Raw genomic sequence first — 25,256 nt, 5'->3', positions numbered from 1 at the left:
CTGGATTGCGAATACGCCATGACCTTGCAGTACCCAACCATCGCCGATTGCGTCGGCAACACGCCTCTGGTCCGCCTGCAGCGCATTGCCGGTGACACCAGCAATACTCTCCTGCTCAAGCTCGAAGGCAACAACCCGGCAGGCTCGGTCAAGGACCGGCCGGCGCTGTCGATGATCACCCGCGCCGAACTGCGTGGGCAGATCAAGCCGGGCGATACCCTGATCGAGGCGACCTCGGGCAATACCGGCATTGCGTTGGCCATGGCGGCGGCGATCAAGGGTTACAAGATGATCCTGATCATGCCTGACAACTCCAGTGCCGAGCGCAAGGCGGCCATGACCGCCTATGGCGCCGAGCTGATTCTGGTCAGCAAGGAGGAGGGCATGGAAGGCGCCCGCGACCTGGCCGACCGCCTGCAGGCCGAAGGCCGCGGCCTGGTGCTCGACCAGTTTGGCAATGGTGACAACCCCGAAGCCCACTACGTGAGCACCGGCCCGGAAATCTGGCGCCAGACCCAGGGCACCATTACCCACTTCGTCAGCTCCATGGGCACCACCGGCACCATCATGGGTTGCTCGCGCTACCTCAAGGAGCAGAACCCGGCGATCCAGATCGTTGGCCTGCAACCCATGGAAGGCTCGGCCATCCCCGGTATTCGCCGCTGGCCGCAGGAGTACCTGCCGAAGATCTACCAATCCGAGCGCGTTGACCGTGTGGTCGACATGGCCCAGAGCGAAGCCGAAGAAACCACCCGCCGGCTGGCCCGCGAAGAGGGCATTTTCTGTGGCGTGTCCTCCGGTGGTGCAGTGGCGGCGATGCTGCGCCTGTCCCGCGAGCTGGAAAACGCCGTGATGGTGGCGATCATTTGCGACCGTGGCGACCGTTATCTGTCGACCGGCATTTTCGATTCAGTGAACTGATGTCCAAGAATAAACGTAACAGCGGCCTGCGCTTTCAGCCGGCCGGCGGCACTCGTGCGCCCCAGATCCCCACCGGCAAGAAACAGCGCCTGAGCATCGAGCGCCTGGCCGGAGACGGCCGTGGCATTGCCTTTCTCGACGGGCGTACCTGGTTCGTCAGTGGTGCACTGGCCGAGGAAGACGTCGAAGCGCGGGTACTCAATACCCACGGCAAGGTGGTCGAGGCCCGCCTGGAGCGGGTGTTCAAAGCCAACCCGGCGCGCCGCGAAGCCCCCTGCAAGCACTTCGACCGCTGTGGCGGCTGCAACCTGCAGCACCTGCCCCATGCCGAGCAACTGGCGCTCAAGCAGCGCTTGCTGGCCGAGCAGTTGCAGCGGGTTGCCGGCGTGCAGCCCGAGCACTGGGCAGCGCCGCTGACCGGGCCGGAGTTCGGCTATCGGCGCCGGGCGCGGGTGGCGGTGCGCTGGGACAACAAGGCAAAAAATCTTGAAGTCGGCTTTCGCGCCGAAGCCAGTCAGGACATCGTCGCCATCGACGATTGCCTGGTGCTGGTACAACCCTTGCAGTCGATCATGCGTCATCTGCCGACCCTGTTGCGCAGTCTGAGCAAACCGCAGGTGGTGGGGCACGTCGAATTGTTCAGCGGTACCGCGTTGGCACTGCTGTTGCGCCATACCGCACCCCTGAGCGATGGTGATCTGGCGCGCCTTGAGACGTTCTGCGGCGAGGCAGGTGTGCAACTGTGGTTGCAAGGCGAGGGTGAACCTTTGCCGGTGGTTGCCGGTCAGAGCCTCGGTTTTGCTCTGCAACCCTGGAGCCTCGAGCTGGCCTACCGGCCTGGCGACTTCGTCCAGGTCAACGCCCAGGTCAACACCGCGATGATCGAGCAGGCCCTGGCCTGGCTGGCACCCCAGGCCGATGAGCGCGTGCTCGATCTGTTCTGTGGCCTGGGCAACTTTGCCCTGCCGCTGGCCCAGCAGGCGCGGGAGGTGGTGGCGGTCGAAGGGGTACAGGCGATGGTCGAGCGGGCGGCCGCCAATGCCCGTAGCAACAATTTGCATAACACACAGTTTTTTCAGGCCGATTTATCGCAGCCTTTGGCGGCGTCGGGCTGGGCCGCAGGAGGCTTTTCTGCGGTACTCTTGGACCCACCGCGTGATGGTGCATTTGAGGTTGTGCGAAAAATCGCAGACCTCGGCGCGAAACGTCTTGTTTATGTATCGTGCAATCCGGCGACCCTGGCCCGCGACACCGTCGAACTGGTCAGGCAGGGTTACCGGTTAAAAAGTGCCGGGATTCTCGACATGTTTCCTCAGACGGCGCATGTCGAAGCCATGGCGTTATTCGAAGCGGGTTAGCCAGGCTGACGCGTTCGGCGCTGCACCTTGGGTCCGGCAGGGGCAGCACCAGTGATTTCAGGCGCATCGCGAATGCGCTGTAGGGAAAGGTAAACAAAGATGGTACAGGTGAGAGTGCACCAGCCGGTCAACACCGACGGCAGTATCAATCTCGAAGCATGGCTGGATCATGTGGTGAGCGTCGACCTGGCGCTGGACCGGGAGGCCCTCAAGGCCGCTTGCGAGTTCGCCCAGGACGTCGAGAAGAAGGGCAACCTGGCCAAGCATTCCTGGGCCGATGGTACGTCGAGTTTCCAGGCCGGCCTGGAAATCGCCGAAATCCTTGCCGACCTCAAGCTCGACCAGGACTCGTTGGTCGCGGCGGTCATTTACCGCGCCGTGCGTGAAGGCAAGGTGACCCTGGCCGAGGTCGGCCAGCGTTTTGGTCCGGTAGTCTCCAAGCTGATCGACGGCGTGCTGCGCATGGCTGCCATCAGCGCCAGCCTCAGCCCGCGGCAGTCGCTGGTGCTGGGCTCGCAGGCGCAAGTCGAGAACCTGCGCAAGATGCTCGTGGCCATGGTCGACGACGTCCGTGTGGCCTTGATCAAGCTGGCCGAACGAACCTGCGCGATCCGTGCGGTCAAGGGCGCCGACGACGAAAAACGCAACCGCGTTGCCCGCGAAGTCTTTGACATCTATGCGCCGCTGGCCCATCGCCTGGGTATCGGTCATATCAAGTGGGAGCTGGAGGACTTGTCCTTTCGCTACCTGGAGCCCGACCAGTACAAGCAGATCGCCAAGCTCCTGCACGAGCGCCGGCTGGACCGCGAACGCTTTATCGGCGATGTGATGAACCAGTTGCAGAACGAGCTGCTGGCCACCGGGGTCAACGCCGACATCAGCGGACGGGCCAAGCACATTTACTCGATCTGGCGCAAAATGCAGCGCAAGGGCCTGGAATTCAGCCAGATCTACGACGTACGCGCCGTGCGCGTGCTGGTCCCGGAGATGCGCGACTGCTATACCGCGCTGGGCATTGTCCATACGCTGTGGCGGCACATTCCCAAGGAATTTGACGACTACATCGCCAACCCCAAGGAGAACGGCTACCGCTCGTTGCACACGGCGGTGATCGGTCCCGAGGGCAAGGTCCTCGAAGTGCAGATCCGCACCCACGCCATGCACGAGGAGGCCGAACTCGGTGTCTGCGCGCACTGGCGTTACAAGGGCACCGACGTCAAACCCAGCTCCAACCATTACGAAGAGAAAATCTCCTGGTTGCGCCAGGTGCTGGAGTGGCACGAAGAGCTCGGCGACATCGGTGGCCTGGCCGAGCAACTGCGGGTCGACATCGAGCCGGATCGGGTCTATGTGTTCACCCCCGATGGCCATGCCATCGACCTGCCCAAGGGCGCCACGCCGCTGGACTTCGCCTATCGGGTGCACACCGAGATCGGCCATAACTGCCGCGGGGCGAAGATCAACGGTCGTATCGTGCCGCTCAACTACAGCCTGCAGACCGGCGAGCAGGTCGAGATCATCACCAGCAAGCACGGCAACCCCAGCCGCGACTGGCTGAACTCCAACCTTGGCTACGTCACCACCTCGCGGGCGCGGGCGAAGATCGTCCACTGGTTCAAACTACAGGCCCGCGACCAGAACGTTGCCGCCGGCAAGACCCTGCTCGAGCGTGAGCTCAATCGCCTGGGCCTGCCCCAGGTCGACTTTGAGCGCCTGGCGGAAAAAGCCAACCTGCGCACTGCCGAAGACATGTTTGCCTCACTGGGGGCCGGCGACCTGCGCCTGGCGCACCTGGTCAACGCAGCCCAGCAACTGGTGGAGCCGGAGCGCAGCGACCATGTCGAGCTGGTGCCGCGCAAGGCAACCGGCTACAAGCCGGGCAAGCGTGGCGACATCCAGATCCAGGGCGTCGGCAACCTGCTCACGCAGATGGCCGGTTGCTGCCAGCCGCTGCCGGGCGATGCGATCGTTGGCTACATCACCCAGGGCCGCGGCGTGACCATCCACCGCCAGGACTGCGCCTCGGTGCTGCAACTGGCCGGGCGCGAGCCGGAGCGGATCATCCAGGTCAGCTGGGGGCCGGTGCCGGTACAGACCTACCCGGTGGATATCATCATCCGAGCCTACGACCGTCCGGGTTTGCTGCGTGACGTTTCCCAGGTCCTGCTCAACGAGCGGATCAACGTGCTGGCGGTCAACACCCGCTCGAACAAGGAAGACAACACCGCGCTGATGTCGCTGACCATCGAGATCCCCGGCCTGGATGCCCTTGGGCGCTTGCTGGGGCGGATTTCGCAACTGCCGAACATCATCGAGACGCGGCGCAACCGTACGCCTTGAAACCGTCATCGCGGGGCAAGCTCCGCTCCCACAGGTATCCTCTGTGGGAGCGGGCTTGCCCCGCGATAAGGAACCCGACATGTATACCCTAGACGACCTGCTCCACCTCATGGCCCGCCTGCGCGACCCGCAGCACGGCTGCCCGTGGGACCTCAAGCAGACCTACGCGACCATCGTCCCCTACACCCTCGAAGAAGCCTACGAAGTGGCCGACGCCATCGAGCGCAGCGACTTCGAGCACTTGCAGGGTGAACTCGGTGACCTGCTGTTCCAGGTGGTCTACTACAGCCAGTTGGCGCGTGAAGAAGGCCGGTTCGAGTTCGATGGCGTGGTCGACAGCATCACCCGCAAGCTGATCCGCCGTCACCCCCATGTGTTTCCTGCCGGCGAGCTGTACGCTGCACTGGATACGCCCAAGCTCGACGAAACCCAGGTCAAGCAGCGCTGGGAAGAAATCAAGGCCCAGGAGCGCGCCGAGAAGGGTGAGCCTGAACAGTTGTCGCTGCTCGATGATGTGCCGGCCGCATTGCCGGCCCTGTCGCGTGCAGCCAAACTGCAAAAGCGCGCGGCCCGGGTCGGCTTCGACTGGCCCGACGCCTTGCCGGTGCTGGACAAGGTGCGTGAAGAGCTCGATGAAGTGCTCCAGGCCATGGCCGACGACGACAGCGTGGCCCTGGCCGACGAGCTTGGCGACCTGCTGTTCGCGGCAGTCAACCTGGCCCGGCACTTGAAGGTCGACCCGGAAAACGCCCTGCGCGGGGCCAACAAAAAGTTTGAGCGACGTTTCCGTTTTATCGAACAGGCATTGCGCGACATAGGCCGTCCGATTGAAGATTGCACCCTCGAAGACATGGATGCGCTCTGGGGCGAAGCCAAACGTCAGGAAAAGAACCTGCCCAGCTGCGGCTGAGCTGTTGCATAAGTGAGTGAACGATGAGCCTTTCCCTTCGCGACCAATTGCTCAAGGCCGGTCTGGTCAACCAGAAACAGGTCAAGCAGGTCAGTAAAGATCAGAAGAAACAAAAGCGCCTGGAGCACAAAGGCCAGGTCGAAGTCGACGATACCCAGCAGCGGCTGGCCAAGGAAGCCATGGCCGAGAAAGCCAAGCGCGACCAGGAACTCAACCGCCAGCAGCAGGAGAAGGCTGAGCAGAAGGCCCGCGCCGCCCAGGTCAAGCAATTGATCGAGGTCTCGCGCCTGCCCAAGCTGACCACCGAGGACTACTACAACTTCGTTGACGACAAGAAGGTCAAGCGCCTGTCGGTCAATGCCCTGATGCGCAGCAAGCTGAGCAGCGGTTCGCTGGCCATCGTCGCTCATGGCGGCGGTTACGAAGTGATTCCCCGTGAGGCTGCCGTGAAGATCCAGGAGCGCGACCCGCAGCGTATCGTGCTGCTCAACACCCAGGTTGAAGCGCCGGATGCCGACGATCCGTACGCGGCCTACGTGATCCCTGACGATCTGATGTGGTAATGACGACAAACCCCGCTTCTGCGGGGTTTGTTTTTGCTGGAGGATGCTATGGCTGTTGCTGTCTGTTTTCGAGGTATTCCAGCTCGATACGGTAGCTGTGGGCTTCATGCTCGTTGTGGAACATGCCGACCAACTGATCCTGCTGATGCACGTCCCAGATGCGCAGGCCTGCAGCCAGGCCTTCGTGAGACATTTTGCTTTCGTCGCGCTCAGTTACTTTGACAGTCATCTGCAAACTCCACTTTCAGTTAACTGCGGCACCGTGTCGCAGGTCTCTTTTATAGAATTTGTTAGCAGGCTAAGTAAATGACTGGCGCATGAAACATCTTTCATGTCTGTAGGAGCGGGCTTGCCCCGCGATGCGATGGGACAGACAGCTCGCTCCTACCTGGGTATAAAAAGAAACCCCGCACAAGGCGGGGTTCCAGGTACTGCCAGCAAGCAGGGCGATCAGTTGCCCTTGACCGCCTTGCCATCGACCGTGCCATCCTGCAGCACGATCACGTACTCCTTGCCGTCGGTCTCGACCTGGCGCAGTTGCACCAGCAGGTAGTCCCAGTCCTTGGCGAACCACAGCTCGGTGATGCGCTTGCTCTGACTCGGGTCGCGCACGCGCTCGACCTTGATGGCATCGACCTGGCCGGTCTTGGTGGTGACTTTTTCGCTTCCCAGGACGCGGAAGTCGTAGGTATCGATCTCGTCTCCATCGACCACCTGGTAGCTCACGCTCTTCTTGCCCGCTGCCACGTCGTGCTGCAGGGCCAGTTGATAGGTGGACTTGTCCAGCACGCCGCGGTTGAGCGGCAGGTTGACTGCGTCACCGCGGTCGCTGCCAGTGATCTTCTTGCTGTTCCAGTCGAAATCCAGGTCGACTTTCTTGGCCTTGCCCAGGCCGCCACGTTCGAAGTGGTAGGTCTGCGGCAGCAGGGTGTCCTTGTCCAGGCGCAGGGTACTTTGCTCAATCAGGCTGGCGATCATCATCGACGCCTTGAAATTGAGGTTCCAGGTACCGTTGGCGTTCTTTTCCAGGCTGCGCTCGGCAGTGCCGCTCATGGGCAGCTGCTTCCAGTCGGCGGTGTAGCTGGCCGAGAAAGGCTTCAGATCGGCTGCCTGCAGCGGCAACGCGAGCACGGCAAGAGCGAAGAGCAGGGCGCGACGCATAATTTCTCCTAGGGTCGAATCAAGTGGCCGCTGGCCGCCAGGGGCTGGCCATCCAGTAGAGCACCGTGCTCGCCCAGGCGCAAACGGCCCTCGGCAAACCAGCGCACCGCCAGCGGATAGATCAGGTGTTCCTGGCTGTGAACCCGCTGTGCCAGACGTTCTGGCGTGTCATCCAACTCTACCGGTATTACTGCCTGTACGACCAGCGGCCCGCCATCGAGTTCCTCGGTGACGAAGTGCACGCTGCAGCCATGCTCGGCATCGCCGGCTTCCAGTGCCCGTTGATGGGTGTGCAGGCCTTTGTACTTGGGCAGCAGGGAAGGGTGGATATTCAGCAGGCGGCCCTGGTAGTGGCGCACGAAGCCGGCACTGAGGATGCGCATGAAGCCGGCCAGTACCACCAGTTGCGGCTGGTAGCTGTCGATCAGCTCGACCAGCGCCGTGTCGAATGCCTCGCGGCCGTCGAAGGCCTTGTGGTCGAGCACGGCGGTGGCGATACCGGCATCTTTGGCGCGCTGCAGGCCATAGGCATCGGCGCGGTTGGAGATGACTGCGCGGATCCGCACCGGGCTGTCGCCGGTGCGGAAGCTGTCGATCAATGCTTGCAGGTTGCTGCCGGTGCCAGACAACAGCACCACGACATCACAGGTCTTGCTCGGCATCAGTGTGCCTTGACGTTCTTCAGCTCGACCTGGGCAGCGCCTTCGGCAGCAACGCCGATCTGGCCGATGACCCAAGGCTGCTCGCCGGCTTCACGCAGGACGCTCAGGGCATTTTCGACCTGATCCTGGGCAACGCAGATGACCATGCCGACGCCGCAGTTCAGCACGCGGTGCATTTCGTGTTCGTCGACATTGCCTTGCTGTTGCAGCCAGTCGAATACCGCTGGACGCTGCCAGCTGGCGACATCGACCACGGCCTGGGCGCCTTTTGGCAGGACGCGCGGGATGTTGTCGAGCAGACCGCCGCCGGTGATGTGGGCCATGGCCTTGACCGCGCCGGTGTCCTTGATCAGCTTGAGCAACGACTTGACGTAGATGCGGGTCGGGGCCATCAGCAGCTCGGTCAGCGGCTTGCCGTCGAGCTGGATGTTTTCGATGTCGGCGCCGGCGACTTCGATGATCTTGCGGATCAGCGAGTAGCCGTTGGAGTGCGGGCCGGAGGATGGCAGGGCGATCAGCGCGTCGCCGGTCGCAACCTTGGAGCCGTCGATGATGTCGGCTTTTTCCACCACACCGACACAGAAACCGGCCAGGTCGTAGTCTTCGCCTTCGTACATGCCTGGCATTTCAGCGGTTTCGCCGCCGACCAGGGAGCAACCGGCCAGTTCGCAGCCGGCACCGATACCGGTGACCACGGTGGCGGCGATGTCGACATTGAGTTTGCCGGTGGCATAGTAGTCGAGGAAGAACAGCGGCTCGGCACCGCAGACCACCAGATCGTTTACGCACATGGCGACCAGGTCCTGGCCGATGCTGTCGTGCTTGTTCAGGTTCAGCGCCAGGCGCAGCTTGGTGCCGACGCCATCGGTGCCGGAGACCAGAACCGGCTGTTTGTAGCCGGCCGGGATCTCGCAGAGGGCGCCGAAACCGCCCAGGCCGCCCATGACTTCCGGGCGCGCCGTGCGCTTGGCAACGCCTTTGATGCGTTCGACCAATGCTTCACCGGCGTCGATGTCTACACCGGCGTCCTTGTAGCTCAGGGAGGGTTGCTTGCTCATGATCCAGGCCTTTAGGGGGGAGGGATTCAGGGGAATCGACCGTGACCTGCCAGGCAAGGCGGAGATAATCCGGCTGCCCGACCGTCGCCGGTCTGCGAAGGCGCGCGATTTTATCAGGGTTGCCCGGTAGCGGCCATCCTCAGGCCGACGGGCAGAGCCTTAATCTTGCGAAAAATACGCTTTAACAGTGTGCGACTGGTTGCCACGGCGCAGGCTGTATAAGGTATAGCAAAGGCGATGGGCAGAATTTACTGCCGCAGGTGAATGTTTTACCGGGTGCTGCGGTCTGAGCTGCGTCCGTTAGCTGCCTTCGCTTCTTCATTACCAGGACAGGAATCCTTCATGCGTTTGCGTAACTACCTGGCCGCCGGCTGTCTGGCCCTGTTCGGTCTCTCGGCCCAGGCTGAAACCCTCTCCGGCCTGTATCAGGTGCGCGAGCCGGTTAACGGCCAGGGCGCTGAAGCCCGTACCCAGGCCACCGAAAAAGCCCTTGAAACCCTGGTTTTGCGCCTGACCGGCGATGCCAAGGCCGCACAAAGCCCGGGCCTGGCTGCACTGCGTAAAGACCCGCAACAGATCATCAGCCAGTTCGGCTTCGAAGCCGGCCCGCCAGAAACCGTACTGGTCGACTTCGATCCGGGTAGCACCGAGCGTGCTTTGCGTCAGGCGGGCCTGGCGCTGTGGGGCAACAACCGGCCATCGATCCTTGGCTGGTGGTTGAACGACAGCCTCGAAGGCTCGAACCTGGTCGGCGATGGCCAGGGCAGCGCCGAGCCGTTGCGTCGCGCCGCCCAACACCGTGGCCTGCCGCTGCGCTTGCCACTGGCCGATTTGCAGGAGCAACTGGTGGCTACTGGCAAGAACCTCGAAGGCAGCGATCCGGCGCCACTGCGGGAGGCCTCCGAGCGCTATGGCGCTGACGCCTTGCTGGCGGTGCACGCCAGTGAAGCCGACGGCAAATGGCAGGGCAAGTGGCGCCTGTGGCTGGGCGACCAGCGCGAGCAGGGCAGTGCCGAAGGTGCCGATCAGGCTGCCCTGGCCGATGCGGTGATGCTGGCGGTCAGCAATCGCCTGGCGCCGCGTTTCGTCGCCCGTCCCGGTGCCAGCAGCGAGATGCAGGTGCAGGTCCAGGGCATGACCCTGGAGCGTTATGCCGAGCTGGGTCGGGTCCTCGAACCCTATGGTGCGCGGCTCAAGGAGGTGCAGGGCGATATCCTGACCTATCAGGTCACTGGCAACAGCGATCAACTGCGTGCGCAACTAGGCTTGGCCAAGCTTCAGGAGCTGCCCGCCGAAGCGCCTGCAGCACCTGTTGCAGCCGATCCGGCCAACCCCGGGGCAACCCAGGCCGCAGCCCCGCAACCATTCAACGGGCTGCGTTTTCGTTGGTAAACCCTGACCTGGCCGGGAGCCGTTCATGACCGATACACGTCGCTGGGTATGGCTGGGCGGAGGGTTGCTGTGCGCCGCCTTGCTCTATTGGCTGCACCCGATTCTTTCACCGTTTCTGGTCGGCATCCTGCTGGCCTACCTGGCCGACCCGCTGGTTGACCGCCTGGAGCGTGCCGGCTTGTCGCGCACCTGGGGCGTGGTGGTGGTGTTTGCCTTGTTCACCCTGTTACTGACCTTGCTGCTCTTGGTGCTGGTGCCGATGCTGGCCAGGCAACTGGTGCGTCTCTACGAGCTGGCGCCGCAGATGCTCGACTGGCTGCAGCATCAGGCCCTGCCCTGGGTGCAAGCGCGCCTTGGGCTGGCCGATGGTTTCTGGAAGTTCGACAAGATCAAGTCCGCCATCAGCGAGCACATGGGCCAGACCAGCGATATCGTCGGGGTGATCCTGTCCCAGGCCACCGCCTCGGGCCTGGCCCTGATCGGCTGGTTGGCCAACCTGGTGCTGATCCCGGTGGTGAGCTTCTACCTGTTGCGCGACTGGGACCTGATGATGGCCAAGATCCGCAGCCTGCTGCCGCGTCAGCGCGAGGAGCGGGTGGTGGCGTTGGCCGGCGAGTGTCACGAAGTGCTCGGTGCTTTCGTTCGCGGCCAACTGCTGGTGATGCTGGCATTGGGCATCATCTATGCCTCGGGGCTGATGCTGGTGGGGCTGGAGCTGGGCTTGTTGATCGGCCTGCTGGCGGGCCTGGCGGCGATCGTGCCGTACATGGGCTTCATTATTGGCATCGGCGCGGCGATGATCGCCGGGTTGTTCCAGTTTGGTGGTGATCCGTACCCGCTGCTTGGCATTGCCGCAGTGTTCATGATCGGTCAGGCCCTTGAGGGTATGGTGCTGACGCCGTTGCTGGTGGGTGACCGCATTGGCCTGCACCCGGTGGCGGTTATTTTCGCCATCCTCGCCGGCGGCGAAATGTTCGGCTTTACCGGGGTGTTGCTGGCCTTGCCGGTGGCGGCGGTGATCATGGTGCTGCTGCGGCACATTCATGACCTGTATAAAGAGTCGGACATGTATGCTGGCGAAATAGACCCGGATTTGTAAAAGGACACCCTGCGTGATGGAGCATGAAACGGACCACGCCTGCGCATTGGCAGGCGTGATGGACGCATTGCCGCTGCTGGCCGATGATCTCGACGAGGACGACGTGGCGGCGGCCCTGCAACAGCAGGGCTACTCGCGGCTGGATGCCGAGAAGCTCACGATGTTCGTGCCGTCGGCGTTCTCCTGGGTGGTGCTCAAACGCCTGGGGATCGTTTCGTTGCCCAACCACTTCGTCGCCTATGATGAGGACGACAAAGCGGTGAAAGTGCCCGTGGCCGGCCAGCATTATTTCACTGCGGCGCTGACCCTGGCTTACGAAACCTTCGAGCATGGCTGGAGCGCTGCCGTGCCGCGCAGCACCTTTGAGCGGGTTGCCGGGCGCAGTGCCGAAATGGACGCTGTCAACAAGGCGCTGGAGGAGCTGGGCTCGGTCGAGGGCGCTACGATACAACCCTTGGAGCTGTTTCGCCTGAGTGCAGAGGAACTGCTGGAGGATTGACCCATGTCCATCCCGCGTGCTGCGCAAGCCGTGCAAGCCTTTGATTTTGCTAACGCATTGTGCGGTCGGCGTCACGGGTATAAACTTTGCAGACTTTTCAAAAAAGGCCCCTTGCGGTTCTTCGGGACTGCCCAGCCAGCATGAAACCGATCCAGTTGCCCCTGGGTGTGCGTCTGCGTGATGACGCCACCTTCATCAACTACTACCCGGGTGCCAACGCCGCCGCTTTGGGCTACGTCGAGCGACTCTGCGAAGCCGACGCCGGCTGGACCGAAAGCCTGATCTACCTGTGGGGCAAGCAAGGCGTGGGCCGTACCCACCTGCTGCAAGCTGCTTGCCTGCGCTTTGAGCAACTGGGTGAGCCGGCGGTGTACCTGCCCCTGGCGCAACTGCTCGACCGCGGTGTCGAACTGCTCGATAACCTTGAACAGTACGAACTGGTCTGCCTCGACGACCTGCATGTGATTGCCGGCAAGCCGGAGTGGGAGGAGGCCATGTTCCACCTCTTCAACCGTTTGCGTGACAGCGGTCGACGCCTGTTGCTCGCGGCCTCCAGCTCGCCCCGGGAGTTGCCGATCAAGCTCGCTGACCTCAAGTCGCGGCTGACCCTGGCGCTGATCTTCCAGATGCGCGCGCTGTCTGACGAAGACAAGCTGCGCGCCCTGCAATTGCGTGCTTCGCGCCGTGGCCTGCACCTGACCGACGAGGTCGGGCACTTCATTCTCACCCGCGGTACCCGCAGCATGAGTGCACTGTTCGACCTGCTCGAACGCCTCGACCAGGCTTCCTTGCAGGCTCAGCGCAAGCTCACCATCCCGTTTTTGAAAGAGACTTTGGGCTGGTAAGGCAGGGGCTAGAGCCTCGACACATAAAAGTCACATTATTTTCGATTGAATTTGCAAATCGATGCGATAGAAGGCATAGTCTCGGCTTCTTTAAATTCCAGACACGGTCGTGCCCATGCTAAATCGCTTCGCACCCCTCGTGCCCCTCGCACTCGTGACCCTGCTATTTGGCTGCGCGACCACCGGTCCCGTATCGCAGCAGCAGGTTCAACCGCAACAGGTTTCCGCGCAAGCCTTGACCAAATCCTCCGTCCAGGCGACGTTCGAGGAAGAACTGGCTGCCGAAGCAGAGTTGCAAGATTTCGCCAGCAGCAAGCCTTACCAGCTGCCAGCCCTGGCCGACAACATTCTCGAGCGCGGCATGTCGCTGATCGGTACCCGTTACCGTTTCGGTGGTACCTCCGAGAACACCGGCTTTGATTGCAGCGGCTTCATCGGCTACCTGTTCCGCGAAGAAGCCGGCCTCAATCTGCCGCGCTCGACCCGCGAAATGATCAACGTCAAGGCACCGCTGGTTGCTCGCAACAACCTCAAGCCTGGTGACCTGCTGTTTTTTAGCACCAATGGTCGTGGCCGCGTCAGTCATGCCGGGATCTACCTGGGTGACGACCAGTTCATCCACTCCAGCAGCCGCCGCAGCGGTGGTGTGCGCATCGACAAGCTCGGTGATCGCTACTGGAGCAAGACCTTCATCGAAGCCAAGCGTGCACTGGCCATGGCTCCGGCTGCGACTACCCTCTCGCGCAACTGATCCTGCGACAGGTTCGATCACGGCGACGTAGCTGAAAAGCTCGTCGCCGTGCGTGTTTACAGAAAGCGTCTAATCTAAATTCTCAACTATTTTCGGCTCTAAGCCGGAGCGGCTTCAGACAGGATGTTCTGACCATGGCGATGATGGCGCGCCTCGCTGTACTTTCCCTCGCGGCACTGCTCGGTGCCTGCTCAAGTCATGCCCCGGCCCCGCGTAAAGTGGTTGAGCCGGCGATCATGGCCCCGCAAGTGTATTTCTCCCCGGTTGCCGAAGACGTGCTGTTTCGCGCCCTGGGCCTGGTTGGCACGCCGTACCGCTGGGGCGGCAACACCCCGGACTCGGGTTTCGATTGCAGTGGCCTGATTGGCTATGTGTACCGCGATGCCGCTGGCATCTCGCTGCCGCGCTCGACCCGTGAAATGATCGGCATCCGCGCCCCGAGCATCGAGCGCAACGACCTGCAGTCCGGTGACCTGGTGTTCTTTGCCACCAACGGCGGCTCCCAGGTCAGCCATGCCGGCATCTATGTCGGAGAAGGGCGCTTCGTCCATGCTCCAGCCACCGGCGGAACGGTGCGCCTGGACTACCTGTCCAACAGCTACTGGCAAAAAACCTACCTGAACGCCAAGCGCGTGCTGCAGCCTGCGCACCTGGCGCGCAACCCCTGAACCTTTCGAGGTAGACGATGACCGCTCAGACGCTCTACCTCGACGATTCGCTCTACCACTACCTGCAAAGCGTGTCGCTGCGCGAGACACCCTTGCTCGCCCGTTTGCGCGCTGAAACCCAGACGCTGCCCGAAGCGCGCTGGCAGGTGGCGCCGGAGCAGGGGCAACTGCTGGCGCTGCTGGTGCGCCTGATCGGTGCGCAACGGGTGATCGAGGTGGGTACCTTCACCGGCTACAGCGCTCTGTGCATGGCTCAGGCCATGGAGCACGGGCAGTTGCTCTGTTGTGATCTTGAAGGTAGCTACAACGCCGTGGCCTGGCGCTACTGGCAAGAGGCCGGGGTTGCCGAGCGTGTCGAGCTGCGCCTGGCGCCGGCGTTACAGACTTTGGCGACCCTGCCGGCAGAGCGCTACGACCTGATCTTCATCGATGCCGACAAGGCCAACTACCCGCACTACCTGGAAGAAGCGCTGCGCTTGCTGCGTCATGGTGGGCTGGTGCTGTTCGACAACACCTTATGGAGCGGGCGGGTGCTGGAGAAACAGCCGGACAGCGAAGACACCCGCGCGATTCAGGCATTGAACCATAAGCTCAAGGATGACCTGCGGGTGGACTTGTCGATGTTGCCGATTGGAGATGGTTTGACCCTGTGCCGTAAGCGCTGATCTCGCCCGTTTCAGGCCTGCTTGAGCAGCAGGGCGATGCCGGGGTGATACTGGCCGGCTTCGTTGTGCAGCTTGCGGTAGGCGTAGGGGAAGTACCAGGCAATGGCGCAGGCGTTGTGTTTTTGCAGGTCGTCGACCAAGTCCTGGAGCTCTTCGGGGCTGGCGTGCTGGCCGGCTTTCCAGGGGCTGGCGAACAGCGCGGCAACCTTGAGCTGGCTCGGCGCGGCGATCTGCCGGGCGGCATATACAGTCTCGGCCAGGGCGTTGTTGAGGTCGAGCTTGGCTATTTTCGGCCAGCGCTGGCTGGCTTGCAGGTAGGCGGCTTCTTCACGGCTGGCAATGTACAGGTCGCAGCGGCCTTCACGGTCACCGTCCTCGCGCTGCTTGCGGCTTTGATGCTGTTGCAGGGTCACCAGCTCAGCTTGCCAGGCTGCGGCGCAAAGTAGGCCGAGGTTAGCCTGGGCGCCGTGCCAGTAGGGCGCCTCGCCATCGCCGAGGGTCTGGTTGAAGCGGTCGATGCAATCGACCCAGCGTTCCAGGGCAGGGCGCAGGAATTCCAGGCGCGGGTTATTGATGATCAGGCCTTGCATGCTGCTCTCCCTTGTAGTTGTGATCGAGTACAGCCGAGATTGTGGCTATTTGATATCACTGAAGTCAGTGTTGCACAAGATGACAAAGGCGCCATTGATCCAGGCCAGTTCAGCGCCTTTCATTGACGCTCCGGGTGCAACCCTCTAACCTTCGCGACTTGTTTCAGGTGCTCTGCAGGCTGTGGCCTGGCAGGGTGAAACAGGGAAGCCGGTGGGCGCGCAGGGCGCGCGAATCCGGCGCTGCCCCCGCAACGGTAAGTGAGTCAAGGCTGCGCAGGGCCACTGGGGTCGTAACCCCGGGAAGGCGCGCGGCCCCGGGTGTTCATGACCCCGCTCACAAGCCCGGAGACCGGCCTGTAACAGTCAACGGCATCACGGAGGGTGATGCGCGGTTCCTCCGGCCTGTGCCGCAGCCCTGCGCGTTTTCCGTCTGCCATATCCATTCATCTGTCACGCCGATTCCTTCGCGCCCTTTGTGCAGCCATGGGCTGCCACGTTCGTTGCGGGTCGGCCGACAGTGGTTTGCGGAGAACCTCATGACTGAATCCACCGAACGCGACGAACGCCACCTGGCGCGCATGCAGCGTAAAAAGGCTGTGATCGACGAGCGCATTGCCAATTCCCCCAACGAGTGCGGTTTGCTGCTGGTGCTTACCGGCAACGGCAAGGGCAAGAGCAGTTCGGCCTTCGGCATGCTTGCCCGGGCCATGGGCCACGGTATGCAGTGCGGTGTGGTGCAGTTCATCAAGGGCCGTAACAGCACCGGTGAAGAGCTGTTCTTCCGGCGCTTCCCCGAGCAGGTGCGTTACCACGTGATGGGCGAGGGCTTTACCTGGGAAACCCAGGACCGCCAGCGTGACATCGCCGCTGCCGAAGCCGCCTGGGCAGTGTCGCGGCAGATGCTTCAGGACCCGTCGATCGCCTTTGTGCTGCTCGATGAGCTGAACATCGCCCTCAAGCATGGCTACCTCGACCTGGACCAGGTGCTCAGCGACCTGCAGGCCCGCCCACCAATGCAGCACGTAATCGTCACCGGTCGTGCGGCCAAGGATGAAATGATCGAACTGGCCGACACCGTCACTGAAATGGGCATGCTCAAGCACGCCTTCCAGGCCGGCATCCGCGCCCAGAAGGGCGTCGAACTATGAGTGATGCGCGCCATTGCCCGGCGGTGTTGATCGCCGCACCGGCTTCCGGCCAGGGCAAGACCACGGTGACTGCCGCGCTGGCGCGCCTGCATCGCAACCAGGGCCGCAAGGTCCGGGTATTCAAGTGCGGTCCGGACTTTCTCGACCCGATGATCCTTGAGCGCGCCAGCGGTGCGCCGGTGTATCAGCTTGACCTGTGGATGGTCGGCGAGCAGGAGAGCCGCAGGCTTTTGTGGGAAGCGGCGGCCGAGGCTGACCTGATCCTGATCGAAGGGGTCATGGGCTTGTTCGATGGCACGCCATCGAGCGCCGACCTGGCCCGACATTTTGGCGTACCGGTGCTGGCGGTGATCGATGGCACGGCCATGGCCCAGACCTTCGGCGCCCTGGCCCTGGGCCTGGCGCGTTATCAACCGGACCTGCCGTTTGCCGGGGTACTGGCCAACCGTGTCGGTACCCTGCGCCATGCCCAGTTGCTTGAAGGCAGCCTGACCCAAGGGCTGCGCTGGTATGGCGGGCTGTCGCGAGAAACCGGCATCGAGCTGCCGAGCCGCCACCTGGGTCTGGTCCAGGCCAGTGAGCTGAACGACCTCGATGCGCGCCTGGATGCCGCTGCAACTGCTCTGGGTGCCAGTTGCGATGCGGCTTTGCCGCCGGCGGTGAGCTTCGCCGCGCCGAGCGAAGTTGCCATCGAGCCTTTGCTGCAAGGCGTGCGCATTGCGGTCGCCCGCGACGAGGCCTTTGCCTTCACCTATGGCGCCAACCTCGACCTGTTGCGCGCCATGGGGGCGCAGCTGGCGTTCTTCTCACCGCTGCATGACGCAAGCTTGCCGCCGGCCGACAGCCTGTATCTGCCCGGTGGTTACCCGGAGCTGCATCACCAGGCGCTGGCCGCCAACACACCGATGCTCGAGGCCATTCGCGGCCACCATCACGCTGGTAAACCATTGCTCGCCGAATGCGGCGGCATGCTCTACCTGCTCGATGCTCTGACCGATGTGGCCGGTGAGCGCGCCGAGCTGCTTGGCCTGCTGGCTGGCGAGGCCGTGATGCAAAAGCGTCTGGCGGCCCTGGCCCTGCAAGCGGTAGAGCTGCCGGAAGGTACCCTGCGCGGGCACACCTACCATCATTCGCTAACCAGTACCGAGCTTGAACCGATTGCCCGTGGGCAGAGCCCCAACGGTGGCCGGGGCGCCGAGGCGGTGTACCGCTGCGGCCGGCTGACGGCTTCCTACGTGCATTTCTACTTTGCTTCCAACCCCCAGGCATCGGCGGCGCTGTTGTGTCCATGAACGAGCATGCTTTTACCGCAGCCGAGCGCGCTGCGGTTTATCGCGCCATCGGCGAGCGCCGTGATATGCGCCACTTCAGTGGTGGCGAAGTGGCCCCTGAAGTGCTCGCCCGCCTGCTTGAAGCCGCGCATCAGGCCCCCAGCGTTGGCCTGATGCAGCCCTGGCGGTTTATTCGCATTACCCGACCTGAACTGCGCCAAGGTATCCAGGCCCTGGTCGAAGAGGAGCGACTGCGCACCGCGCAGGCGCTGGGTGAGCGTTCCGACGACTTCATGAAACTCAAGGTCGAGGGCATCAACGACTGCGCCGAGCTGCTGGTCGCTGCGCTGATGGATGAGCGTGACGCACATATCTTCGGCCGTCGCACCTTGCCGGAAATGGACTTGGCGTCGCTGTCCTGTGCAATCCAGAACCTCTGGCTGGCGGCCCGCGCCGAAGGCCTGGGGATGGGCTGGGTATCGTTGTTCGAGCCCCAGGCCCTGGCCACGCTGCTGGGCATGCCGGCCGGCGCCAAACCGCTGGCGATCCTGTGCCTGGGCCCGGTGCAGGTGTTCTACCCGGCACCCATGCTGGTGCTCGAAGGCTGGGCCACGGCGCGGCCGCTGCATGAATTGTTGTTTGAAAACCAGTGGGGAGAGTCTTGATGAGTGTGGCTTTGCTGACGGTGGCCGGGGTGGCGTTGGATGCGCTGCTGGGTGAGCCCAAACGCCGGCATCCACTGGTGGCCTTCGGGCGCCTCGCTGCGCGCCTGGAGCAACGCTTCAATGCCGGCGGGCGTGGCTGGCGCAGTCATGGGGTTACGGCCTGGTTCCTGGCCGTGGTGCCGCTGACCTTCCTCGCCATGCTGCTGTCCTGGCTACCGTACATCGGCTGGCTGATTGAAGTGCTGGCGCTGTATTGCGCCCTGGGCCTGCGCAGCCTTGGTGAACATGTGACGCCAGTGGCCGAAGCCTTGCGCCAGGGTGATCTGGAAAAGGCGCGGCAGCGGGTGGGCTATCTGGTCAGCCGTGAAACCCGCGAACTCGATGAAACTGCCGTGGCTCGCGCCGCCACCGAGTCGGTGCTGGAGAACGGCAGTGATGCGGTGTTCGCCGCACTGTTCTGGTTTGTCGTCGCCGGTGTCCCCGGGGTGGTGCTATACCGCCTGAGCAACACCCTGGACGCGATGTGGGGCTATCGTAATGAACGCTTCGAACGCTTTGGCTGGGCCGCTGCGAAGATCGATGACCTGCTCAACTATGTTCCGGCACGCTTGGTGGCGTTGACCTACGCACTGCTGGGCAAAACCCGCCTGGCCCTGAGCTGTTGGCGACGCCAGGCGCCGTTGTGGGACAGCCCCAATGCTGGCCCGGTGATGGCGGCCGGGGCCGGGGCTTTGGGCGTCGAGCTGGGCGGCCCGGCGGTGTATCACGGCGAGTTGCATGAGCGCCCGCAACTGGGCGAGGGCCCACAGGCCGATGCCGAGGCTATCGGGCGCGGCTGGCGCCTGGTTTGCCAGGGTGTATGGTTGTGGTTGCTGTTGTTGTGCCTGGGGGCTGAATTCTATGCTTGAACACGGTGGTCGCCTGCAACGCGCAGTCCAGCAATATGGCATCGCCCGCGAAAACTGGCTGGACCTGTCCAGCGGCATTGCCCCCTGGCCCTATGCAATCCCCGAGATTCCGTTGCACGCCTGGGCACGCTTGCCGGAAACCGACGACGGTCTGGAACAGGCGGCCTGTGCGTACTACCAGGTCGAGCACCTGTTGCCGGTGGCCGGTTCCCAGGCCGCGATCCAGGCCTTGCCACGGCTGCGCCGCCCCGGCACGGTCGGTGTGCTGTCGCCCTGTTATGCCGAGCACGCCGAAGGCTGGCGCCGTGCCGGGCACCGGGTGCGTGAATTGTCGCAAGATCAGGTCGATTACTACCTCGACAGCCTCGATGTGCTGGTGGTGGTCAACCCCAACAACCCCACCGGGCTGTTGATCGGTGCCGAGCAACTGCTGGAATGGCATGGGCGCCTGGCTCGCCGTGGCGGCTGGCTGCTGGTCGATGAAGCGTTCATGGACAACGCCCCGCAGCACAGCATCGCCGCGCATGCCGAGCGCCCCGGGCTGATCGTGCTGCGCTCGTTCGGCAAGTTCTTTGGCCTGGCCGGCGTGCGCCTGGGCTTTGTCCTGGCGCAGCGCCAGCTGTTACAGCTGCTCGCCGAACAACTCGGGCCCTGGACCGTCAGCGGTCCGACCCGCATCCTTGGCCAGGCTTGCCTGCTCGATAGCGCCGCGCATCAGCAGCAGATTGTCCGCTGTGCCGCGGCCAGCCAGCGTCTGGCCGAGATCCTTGGCGGGGCCGGTTTTGCCCCCCATGGCAGTTGCGACCTGTTCCAGTACCTGGTCACCGAACAGGCGTTGCAATTGCATGAATTCATGGCCCGGCGCGGCATTCTCCTGCGGCTGTTCAGCCAGCCGCCCAGCCTGCGTTTCGGCTTGCCAGCCTGTGAAGAGGATTTCCAGCGCCTGGCCCAAGCCTTGAGCGAATACACCAAGGAACAACCATGACCACCCTGATGGTGCAAGGCACCACTTCCGATGCCGGCAAAAGCACCCTGGTGACCGCGCTGTGCCGCTGGCTGTTGCGTCAAGGCGTTGCCGTGGTGCCGTTCAAGCCGCAAAACATGGCGCTCAACAGCGCAGTCACCGCTGACGGGGGCGAAATCGGTCGAGCCCAGGCCGTCCAGGCCCAGGCCGCTGGCCTGGCGCCGCACACCGACATGAACCCGGTGCTGCTCAAGCCCAACAGCGACACCGGCGCCCAGGTGATCGTCCATGGCCGCGCAGTCACCAGCATGAACGCCGTGGCTTATCACGACTACAAGGTCATTGCCATGCAGGCCGTGCTGGCCTCGCACCAGCGCCTGAGCGCAGCTTATCCGGTGGTGATGGTCGAGGGTGCGGGCTCGCCGGCCGAGATCAACCTGCGTGCCGGTGACATCGCCAATATGGGTTTTGCCGAAGCAGTGGACTGCCCGGTGATCCTGATTGCCGATATCAACCGTGGCGGGGTCTTCGCTCACCTGGTCGGCACCCTCGAGTTGCTCTCGCCAAGCGAACAGGCGCGGGTCAAAGGCTTTGTCATCAACCGTTTTCGTGGCGATATCGCCTTGCTCCAGCCTGGCCTGGACTGGCTCGAAGAGCGTACCGGCAAGCCGGTGCTGGGCGTGCTGCCCTATGTGATGGACCTGCACCTGGAAGCCGAGGATGGCATTGATCAGCGCCAGGGCGTCAAGGCCGGGCGCCAGCTCAAGGTCATCGTGCCAGTATTGCCGCGTATCAGTAACCACACCGATTTCGATCCACTGCGCCTGCACCCGCAGGTCGATTTGCAGTTCATTGGCCCCGGCCAGCCGATTCCGCCGGCCGACCTGATCATACTGCCCGGCTCCAAGAGTGTGCGTGGCGATCTTGCGCAGTTGCGCGAGCGCGGTTGGGACGAGGCGATCAGCCGCCATCTGCGTTATGGCGGCAAGGTTCTGGGGATTTGCGGCGGGCTGCAGATGCTCGGTCAACGGGTGGAAGACCCCTTGGGCCTGGAAGGGCCGACGGGGGCCAGCGATGGCCTGGGCTTGCTGGAGTTTGTCACGGTGCTTGAGGCCCAGAAGCAGCTGCGTAATGTCGCCGGTACCCTGCAGCTGGAGCAGGCGGCCATCAGTGGCTACGAGATTCATGCCGGGGTGACCCGGGGGCCGGCACTGCAGCAAGCTGCGGTGCAACTGGACGACGGCCGTGCCGATGGCGCCATCAGCGCCGACGGTCAGGTCCTTGCCACCTACCTGCATGGCCTGTTCGAAGCGCCGCACTCCTGCGCGGCACTGTTGCGCTGGGCCGGGCTGCAAGAGGTCGAGCAGATCGACTATCACGCCCTGCGCGAGCGCGACATCGAACGCCTGGCCGATCTGGTCGAGCAGCACCTTGACACCGCGCGCCTGCGCCAACTCTGCGGACTGAACTGACATGCTCACCTTGATTCTTGGTGGCGCCCGTTCGGGCAAGAGCCGCTTGGCCGAACAACTGGCCGAGCGCAGCGGCCTGGCCGTCACCTATATCGCCACCAGTGAACCGCTCGATGGCGAGATGAACGCGCGGGTGCAGTTACACCGCGATAGGCGTCCGGCGCAGTGGGCATTGATCGAAGAGCCGCTGCAACTGGCTCATGTGCTGAGTGCCAACGCCAGCGCCGAGCGCTGCCTGCTGGTGGACTGCCTGACCTTGTGGCTGACCAACCTGCTGATGCTCGACGACCCCGAGCGCCTGGTGGCTGAACGTACGGCACTGCTCGACTGCCTGGCGCAGCTGCCGGGCGAGATCATCCTGGTCAGCAATGAGACCGGCCTGGGCGTGGTGCCCATGGGCGAGCTGACCCGCCGTTATGTCGATGAAGCCGGCTGGCTGCACCAAGCCATCGCCGAGCGCTGTCAGCGCGTGGTGCTGAGCGTCGCCGGCCTGCCGCTTACCCTGAAAGGACCTGCATTATGAGTCAAATTTGGTGGCTTGAAGCCTGTCGTCCTGTTGACCTGACTGTTCGCGAACAGGCCCAGGCACGTCAGCAGCAACTGACCAAACCAGCTGGCTCGCTGGGCCGCCTGGAGCACCTGGCGGTGCAACTGGCCGGTTTGCAAGGCCAGCTCAAACCCAGCGTCGAGCAGGTCTGGATCGCAATCTTTGCCGGCGATCATGGCGTGGTCGCCGAAGGCATCTCGGCCTATCCGCAAGCGGTGACCGGGCAGATGCTGCACAACTTCGTCAGCGGAGGCGCCGCCATCAGCGTGCTGGCGCGGCAGTTGAATGCCCAGCTCGAAGTAGTCGACCTGGGTACTGTAGACCTGGCTCTGGAACTGCCGGGGGTGCGCCACCTGCGCCTTGGCGCCGGCACGGCCAACTTCGCCCGTGTGCCGGCGATGAGTTACGAGCAGGGTGTACTGGCCCTGCAGGGCGGGCGCGAGAGTGCCTTGCGCGCGGCTGCCAGCGGTGCGCGGCTGTTCATCGGCGGCGAGATGGGCATTGGCAACACCACTGCCGCCAGTGCCCTGGCCTGCGCGGTGCTCGGCTGCCCGGCCACGGAACTCAGCGGCCCGGGCACGGGGCTGGACGCCGCCGGTGTGCGGCACAAGGCCGAGGTCATCGAGCGTGCATTGCAGCAGCATGCAGCGCTGGGGGACGACCCGCTGCAGCGCCTGTTCTGTTTTGGCGGCTTCGAGATCGCCGCACTGGTCGGTGCCTATCTGGGCTGCGCCCAGGCCGGTGTCGCGGTGCTGGTGGATGGCTTTATCTGCACGGTCGCCGCGCTAGTGGCGACGCGCATCAACCCGCAGTGCCGCGACTGGCTGCTGTTCGGCCATCGCGGCGCCGAGCCGGGGCATCGCCGGGTGCTCGCCGAGCTTGACGCCGAGCCGCTGCTGGAGCTGGGCCTGCGCCTGGGCGAGGGCAGTGGTGCGGCGCTGGCGGTACCGGTATTGCGCCTGGCCTGTGACCTGCACGGGCAGATGGCGACCTTTGCAGAAGCTGCGGTAGCGGACCGTCCGGCATGATCATCGACCTGCTGCGCCATGGTGAAACCGAACTGGGCGGCGGCCTGCGCGGCAGCCTCGACGATGCCCTGACCGTCAAGGGCTGGGCGCAGATGCGCGCAGCGGTGAAGGCTGGCGGCCCTTGGGATGCGCTGGTCAGCTCACCCTTGCAGCGCTGTGCGCGCTTTGCCGAAGAACTGGGTGCGCAGTTGCGCCTGCCATTGCACTTGGCGCCGGGGCTGCAAGAGCTGCATTTCGGTGAGTGGGAAGGACGCAGTGCGGCAGACCTGATGCTTACCCACGAAGCCGAGCTCGGCCAATTCTGGGCGGACCCCTACGCCTGCACACCGCCAGGCGGCGAGCCGGTGGCGGACTTCTCGAAACGGGTCTTGCAGGCCATCGATGCCTTGCACCAGGGGCATGCCGGCAAGCACCTGCTGCTGGTCACCCATGGTGGCGTGATGCGCCTTCTGCTGGCCCGGGCCCGTGGTTTGCCCCGTGAACAGCTGCTTCAGGTCGAAGTGTCCCACGGTGCCTTGCATCGCCTGGCGTATTCGGCGGATGGCAGCCTGCGCGAGGTAGTCTGAAGTGCTGCCCTTCTGGATCGCCCTGCAGTTTCTCAGCAGCTTGCCGGTGCGCCTGCCGGGCATGCCGGCGCCGGAGCAGATGGGCCGCTCGCTACTGTTCTACCCGTTGGTAGGGCTGTTGTTCGGGGCGGTGCTCTGGGGGCTGAACGCGCTGCTGGCGGGCAGCCCATTGCTGCTCCATGCCGCGCTGCTGCTCAGTGCCTGGGTGCTGCTCAGCGGCGCTTTGCACCTGGACGGCCTGGCCGACAGCGCCGATGCCTGGTTGGGTGGTTTCGGTGATCGCGAGCGCACCCTGCTGATCATGAAGGATCCGCGCAGCGGGCCGATTGCCGTGGTTACCCTGGGGTTGGTACTGCTGCTCAAGTTCTGTGCCTTGCTGGCGCTGATCGAACGCGGTGAGGGGCTGTTGCTGTTGCTTGCGCCGCTGATTGGCCGCGCGGCGTTGCTGGGCTTGTTCCTCTGTACGCCGTATGTGCGTAGCGGGGGGCTGGGCCAGGCACTTGCTGACCACTTGCCGCGTAGGGCAGGCGCGCTCGTGCTGCTGGCCAGCGCATTGCTTTGTGGGTTGCTGGCAGGGCTCGAAGGGCTGTGGGTGCTGGCAGTGGCCACACTGGTCTTCGCCTGGCTGCGACGCTTGATGGTGCGTCGTCTGGGCGGTACCACCGGAGACACCGCCGGGGCCCTGCTTGAGCTGCTGGAGCTGGCGGTATTGATCGCCCTGGTACTGTGAGCGGCGAATAAAAGCTTGCAGTTGCCCAGGTGCGGGTATATACACGCATTATGTTGACCAGCGAATGCATCTGCACCCATCTGCGTCGTGCTGCCCGTGGGGTGAGCCGGCATTACGACGAAGCCCTCGAAGGCTTCGCAATCAACGTCGCGCAGTTTTCTCTGTTGCGCCACCTGCGCCGTCTGGATCAACCGAGTATTTCCACCCTGGCTGAAGCCATGGGACTGGATCGCAGCACCCTGGGGCGCAACCTGCGGGTGCTGGAAGCCGATGGCCTGGTGGCCCTGGCCGAAGGGCAAGACCTGCGCAATCGCATCGTCTTGCTTACCGAGCAGGGTAGGGCCCGGCTGCAGGCGGCAGAACCTGCCTGGGAGCAGGCGCAAAGCGACTTGATCCAGACCCTCGGCGAAGGCCGGCGCGACGAGCTGGTGCGCTTGCTGGAGATGCTGGCCTGAGTTTTTAACGATTATAAGCG

At 63.6% G+C, this 25,256-nt stretch carries 28 protein-coding genes and 1 riboswitch; of the genes, 23 read left to right on the top strand and 5 right to left on the bottom strand.

Annotated elements, in window-relative coordinates:
* Nucleotides 1-18 precede the first annotated feature (18 nt).
* From cysM to EXN22_RS20950, 5 genes are all read left to right on the top strand, one after another.
* On the top strand, nt 19-921 hold the full coding sequence (gene cysM / locus EXN22_RS20970; RefSeq protein WP_130265863.1) for a cysteine synthase CysM: 903 nt from the start codon (nt 19-21) through the stop codon (nt 919-921).
* Nucleotides 921-2,279 carry a 23S rRNA (uracil(1939)-C(5))-methyltransferase RlmD gene (rlmD, locus tag EXN22_RS20965; RefSeq protein WP_130265862.1) on the top strand — a complete coding sequence of 453 codons (1,359 nt, stop codon included), beginning with the start codon at nt 921-923 and terminating at the stop codon, nt 2,277-2,279. The genes cysM and rlmD overlap by 1 nt, the downstream gene beginning before the upstream one ends.
* 99 nt (nt 2,280-2,378) lie before the next feature.
* Nucleotides 2,379-4,619, top strand: a complete 2,241-nt coding sequence (relA, locus tag EXN22_RS20960) for a GTP diphosphokinase (protein ID WP_130265861.1) — start codon at nt 2,379-2,381, stop codon at nt 4,617-4,619.
* Nucleotides 4,620-4,698: 79 nt separating this feature from the next.
* Nucleotides 4,699-5,529: a nucleoside triphosphate pyrophosphohydrolase gene (gene mazG / locus EXN22_RS20955; RefSeq protein WP_130265860.1), complete on the top strand. Its 831-nt coding sequence runs from the start codon at nt 4,699-4,701 to the stop codon at nt 5,527-5,529.
* Nucleotides 5,530-5,552: 23 nt separating this feature from the next.
* The gene (locus EXN22_RS20950; RefSeq protein WP_130265859.1) at nt 5,553-6,092 is read left to right on the top strand and encodes a DUF2058 domain-containing protein; all 540 of its coding nucleotides are present in this window, start codon (nt 5,553-5,555) and stop codon (nt 6,090-6,092) included.
* Nucleotides 6,093-6,138: 46 nt separating this feature from the next.
* On the opposite strand, the gene EXN22_RS20945 is transcribed toward EXN22_RS20950, so the two are convergent.
* The 4 genes from EXN22_RS20945 to purM form a co-directional block, all read right to left on the bottom strand.
* Complete coding sequence (locus EXN22_RS20945; protein WP_130265858.1) at nt 6,139-6,321, bottom strand: hypothetical protein; 183 nt, start codon at nt 6,319-6,321, stop codon at nt 6,139-6,141.
* Nucleotides 6,322-6,542: 221 nt separating this feature from the next.
* Nucleotides 6,543-7,253 carry a DUF3108 domain-containing protein gene (locus EXN22_RS20940; protein ID WP_130265857.1) on the bottom strand — a complete coding sequence of 237 codons (711 nt, stop codon included), beginning with the start codon at nt 7,251-7,253 and terminating at the stop codon, nt 6,543-6,545.
* A gap of 8 nt (nt 7,254-7,261) precedes the next feature.
* Nucleotides 7,262-7,915, bottom strand: a complete 654-nt coding sequence (purN, locus tag EXN22_RS20935; RefSeq protein WP_130265856.1) for a phosphoribosylglycinamide formyltransferase — start codon at nt 7,913-7,915, stop codon at nt 7,262-7,264.
* Entirely contained in the window at nt 7,915-8,973 is a 1,059-nt protein-coding gene (purM, locus tag EXN22_RS20930) for a phosphoribosylformylglycinamidine cyclo-ligase (protein ID WP_130265855.1), read from the bottom strand. The genes purN and purM overlap by 1 nt, the downstream gene beginning before the upstream one ends.
* Before the next feature lie 342 nt (nt 8,974-9,315).
* Between purM and EXN22_RS20925 the strand changes: the two genes are divergently transcribed.
* The 7 genes from EXN22_RS20925 (at nt 9,316) to EXN22_RS20895 (ending at nt 14,892) form a co-directional block, all read left to right on the top strand.
* Nucleotides 9,316-10,365, top strand: a complete 1,050-nt coding sequence (locus tag EXN22_RS20925) for a DUF2066 domain-containing protein (RefSeq protein WP_130265854.1) — start codon at nt 9,316-9,318, stop codon at nt 10,363-10,365.
* 25 nt (nt 10,366-10,390) lie between these two features.
* Complete coding sequence (locus EXN22_RS20920) at nt 10,391-11,464, top strand: AI-2E family transporter (protein WP_130265853.1); 1,074 nt, start codon at nt 10,391-10,393, stop codon at nt 11,462-11,464.
* Between the two features lie 16 nt (nt 11,465-11,480).
* Nucleotides 11,481-11,963, top strand: a complete 483-nt coding sequence (locus EXN22_RS20915) for a hypothetical protein (RefSeq protein WP_130265852.1) — start codon at nt 11,481-11,483, stop codon at nt 11,961-11,963.
* Between the two features lie 140 nt (nt 11,964-12,103).
* The gene (hda, locus tag EXN22_RS20910) at nt 12,104-12,808 is read left to right on the top strand and encodes a DnaA regulatory inactivator Hda (RefSeq protein WP_010220358.1); all 705 of its coding nucleotides are present in this window, start codon (nt 12,104-12,106) and stop codon (nt 12,806-12,808) included.
* A 115-nt stretch (nt 12,809-12,923) separates the two neighbouring features.
* Nucleotides 12,924-13,559 (top strand): C40 family peptidase, encoded by a 636-nt coding sequence (locus EXN22_RS20905; protein WP_130265851.1) that lies wholly within the window; start codon nt 12,924-12,926, stop codon nt 13,557-13,559.
* Between the two features lie 134 nt (nt 13,560-13,693).
* Entirely contained in the window at nt 13,694-14,227 is a 534-nt protein-coding gene (locus tag EXN22_RS20900) for a C40 family peptidase (protein WP_130265850.1), read from the top strand.
* Nucleotides 14,228-14,244: 17 nt separating this feature from the next.
* Entirely contained in the window at nt 14,245-14,892 is a 648-nt protein-coding gene (locus EXN22_RS20895; RefSeq protein WP_130265849.1) for an O-methyltransferase, read from the top strand.
* A gap of 11 nt (nt 14,893-14,903) precedes the next feature.
* On the opposite strand, the gene EXN22_RS20890 is transcribed toward EXN22_RS20895, so the two are convergent.
* Nucleotides 14,904-15,482: a hypothetical protein gene (locus EXN22_RS20890; RefSeq protein ID WP_130265848.1), complete on the bottom strand. Its 579-nt coding sequence runs from the start codon at nt 15,480-15,482 to the stop codon at nt 14,904-14,906.
* A 148-nt stretch (nt 15,483-15,630) separates the two neighbouring features.
* Nucleotides 15,631-15,854, top strand: a riboswitch (cobalamin riboswitch).
* Nucleotides 15,855-16,018: 164 nt separating this feature from the next.
* Here EXN22_RS20890 and cobO point away from each other — a divergent pair.
* The 11 genes from cobO to EXN22_RS20835 are packed head-to-tail and all read left to right on the top strand — an operon-like array spanning nt 16,019 to nt 25,236.
* Nucleotides 16,019-16,630, top strand: a complete 612-nt coding sequence (gene cobO, locus EXN22_RS20885; RefSeq protein WP_130265847.1) for a cob(I)yrinic acid a,c-diamide adenosyltransferase — start codon at nt 16,019-16,021, stop codon at nt 16,628-16,630.
* Nucleotides 16,627-17,922: a cobyrinate a,c-diamide synthase gene (locus EXN22_RS20880; RefSeq protein ID WP_130265846.1), complete on the top strand. Its 1,296-nt coding sequence runs from the start codon at nt 16,627-16,629 to the stop codon at nt 17,920-17,922. The genes cobO and EXN22_RS20880 overlap by 4 nt, the downstream gene beginning before the upstream one ends.
* Complete coding sequence (gene bluB / locus EXN22_RS20875; RefSeq protein ID WP_165392244.1) at nt 17,913-18,566, top strand: 5,6-dimethylbenzimidazole synthase; 654 nt, start codon at nt 17,913-17,915, stop codon at nt 18,564-18,566. Before EXN22_RS20880 ends, bluB begins: the two co-directional genes overlap by 10 nt.
* Complete coding sequence (gene cbiB, locus EXN22_RS20870) at nt 18,566-19,474, top strand: adenosylcobinamide-phosphate synthase CbiB (RefSeq protein WP_130265844.1); 909 nt, start codon at nt 18,566-18,568, stop codon at nt 19,472-19,474. The genes bluB and cbiB overlap by 1 nt, the downstream gene beginning before the upstream one ends.
* On the top strand, nt 19,467-20,459 hold the full coding sequence (cobD, locus tag EXN22_RS20865) for a threonine-phosphate decarboxylase CobD (protein ID WP_130265843.1): 993 nt from the start codon (nt 19,467-19,469) through the stop codon (nt 20,457-20,459). The genes cbiB and cobD overlap by 8 nt, the downstream gene beginning before the upstream one ends.
* A complete protein-coding gene (locus EXN22_RS20860; RefSeq protein WP_130265842.1) occupies nt 20,456-21,910 on the top strand; it encodes a cobyric acid synthase in 1,455 nt (484 codons plus the stop codon). Before cobD ends, EXN22_RS20860 begins: the two co-directional genes overlap by 4 nt.
* Nucleotide 21,911: 1 nt before the next feature.
* Nucleotides 21,912-22,433, top strand: a complete 522-nt coding sequence (gene cobU, locus EXN22_RS20855) for a bifunctional adenosylcobinamide kinase/adenosylcobinamide-phosphate guanylyltransferase (RefSeq protein ID WP_130265841.1) — start codon at nt 21,912-21,914, stop codon at nt 22,431-22,433.
* A complete protein-coding gene (gene cobT / locus EXN22_RS20850; protein WP_130265840.1) occupies nt 22,430-23,485 on the top strand; it encodes a nicotinate-nucleotide--dimethylbenzimidazole phosphoribosyltransferase in 1,056 nt (351 codons plus the stop codon). Before cobU ends, cobT begins: the two co-directional genes overlap by 4 nt.
* Nucleotides 23,482-24,051, top strand: coding sequence for an alpha-ribazole phosphatase family protein (gene cobC, locus EXN22_RS20845; protein WP_130265839.1), 570 nt, complete (start codon nt 23,482-23,484; stop codon nt 24,049-24,051). Before cobT ends, cobC begins: the two co-directional genes overlap by 4 nt.
* A 1-nt stretch (nt 24,052) precedes the next feature.
* Complete coding sequence (locus EXN22_RS20840; RefSeq protein WP_130265838.1) at nt 24,053-24,781, top strand: adenosylcobinamide-GDP ribazoletransferase; 729 nt, start codon at nt 24,053-24,055, stop codon at nt 24,779-24,781.
* A gap of 50 nt (nt 24,782-24,831) precedes the next feature.
* Nucleotides 24,832-25,236, top strand: coding sequence for a MarR family winged helix-turn-helix transcriptional regulator (locus tag EXN22_RS20835; protein WP_130265837.1), 405 nt, complete (start codon nt 24,832-24,834; stop codon nt 25,234-25,236).
* Nucleotides 25,237-25,256 lie beyond the last annotated feature (20 nt).

This window comes from Pseudomonas tructae, from assembly GCF_004214895.1.
In the GTDB taxonomy this organism is placed as follows: domain Bacteria; phylum Pseudomonadota; class Gammaproteobacteria; order Pseudomonadales; family Pseudomonadaceae; genus Aquipseudomonas; species Aquipseudomonas tructae.
The sequence above is the reverse complement of the archived record's forward strand: the minus strand, read 5'-3'. Positions and strand labels throughout refer to the sequence as shown.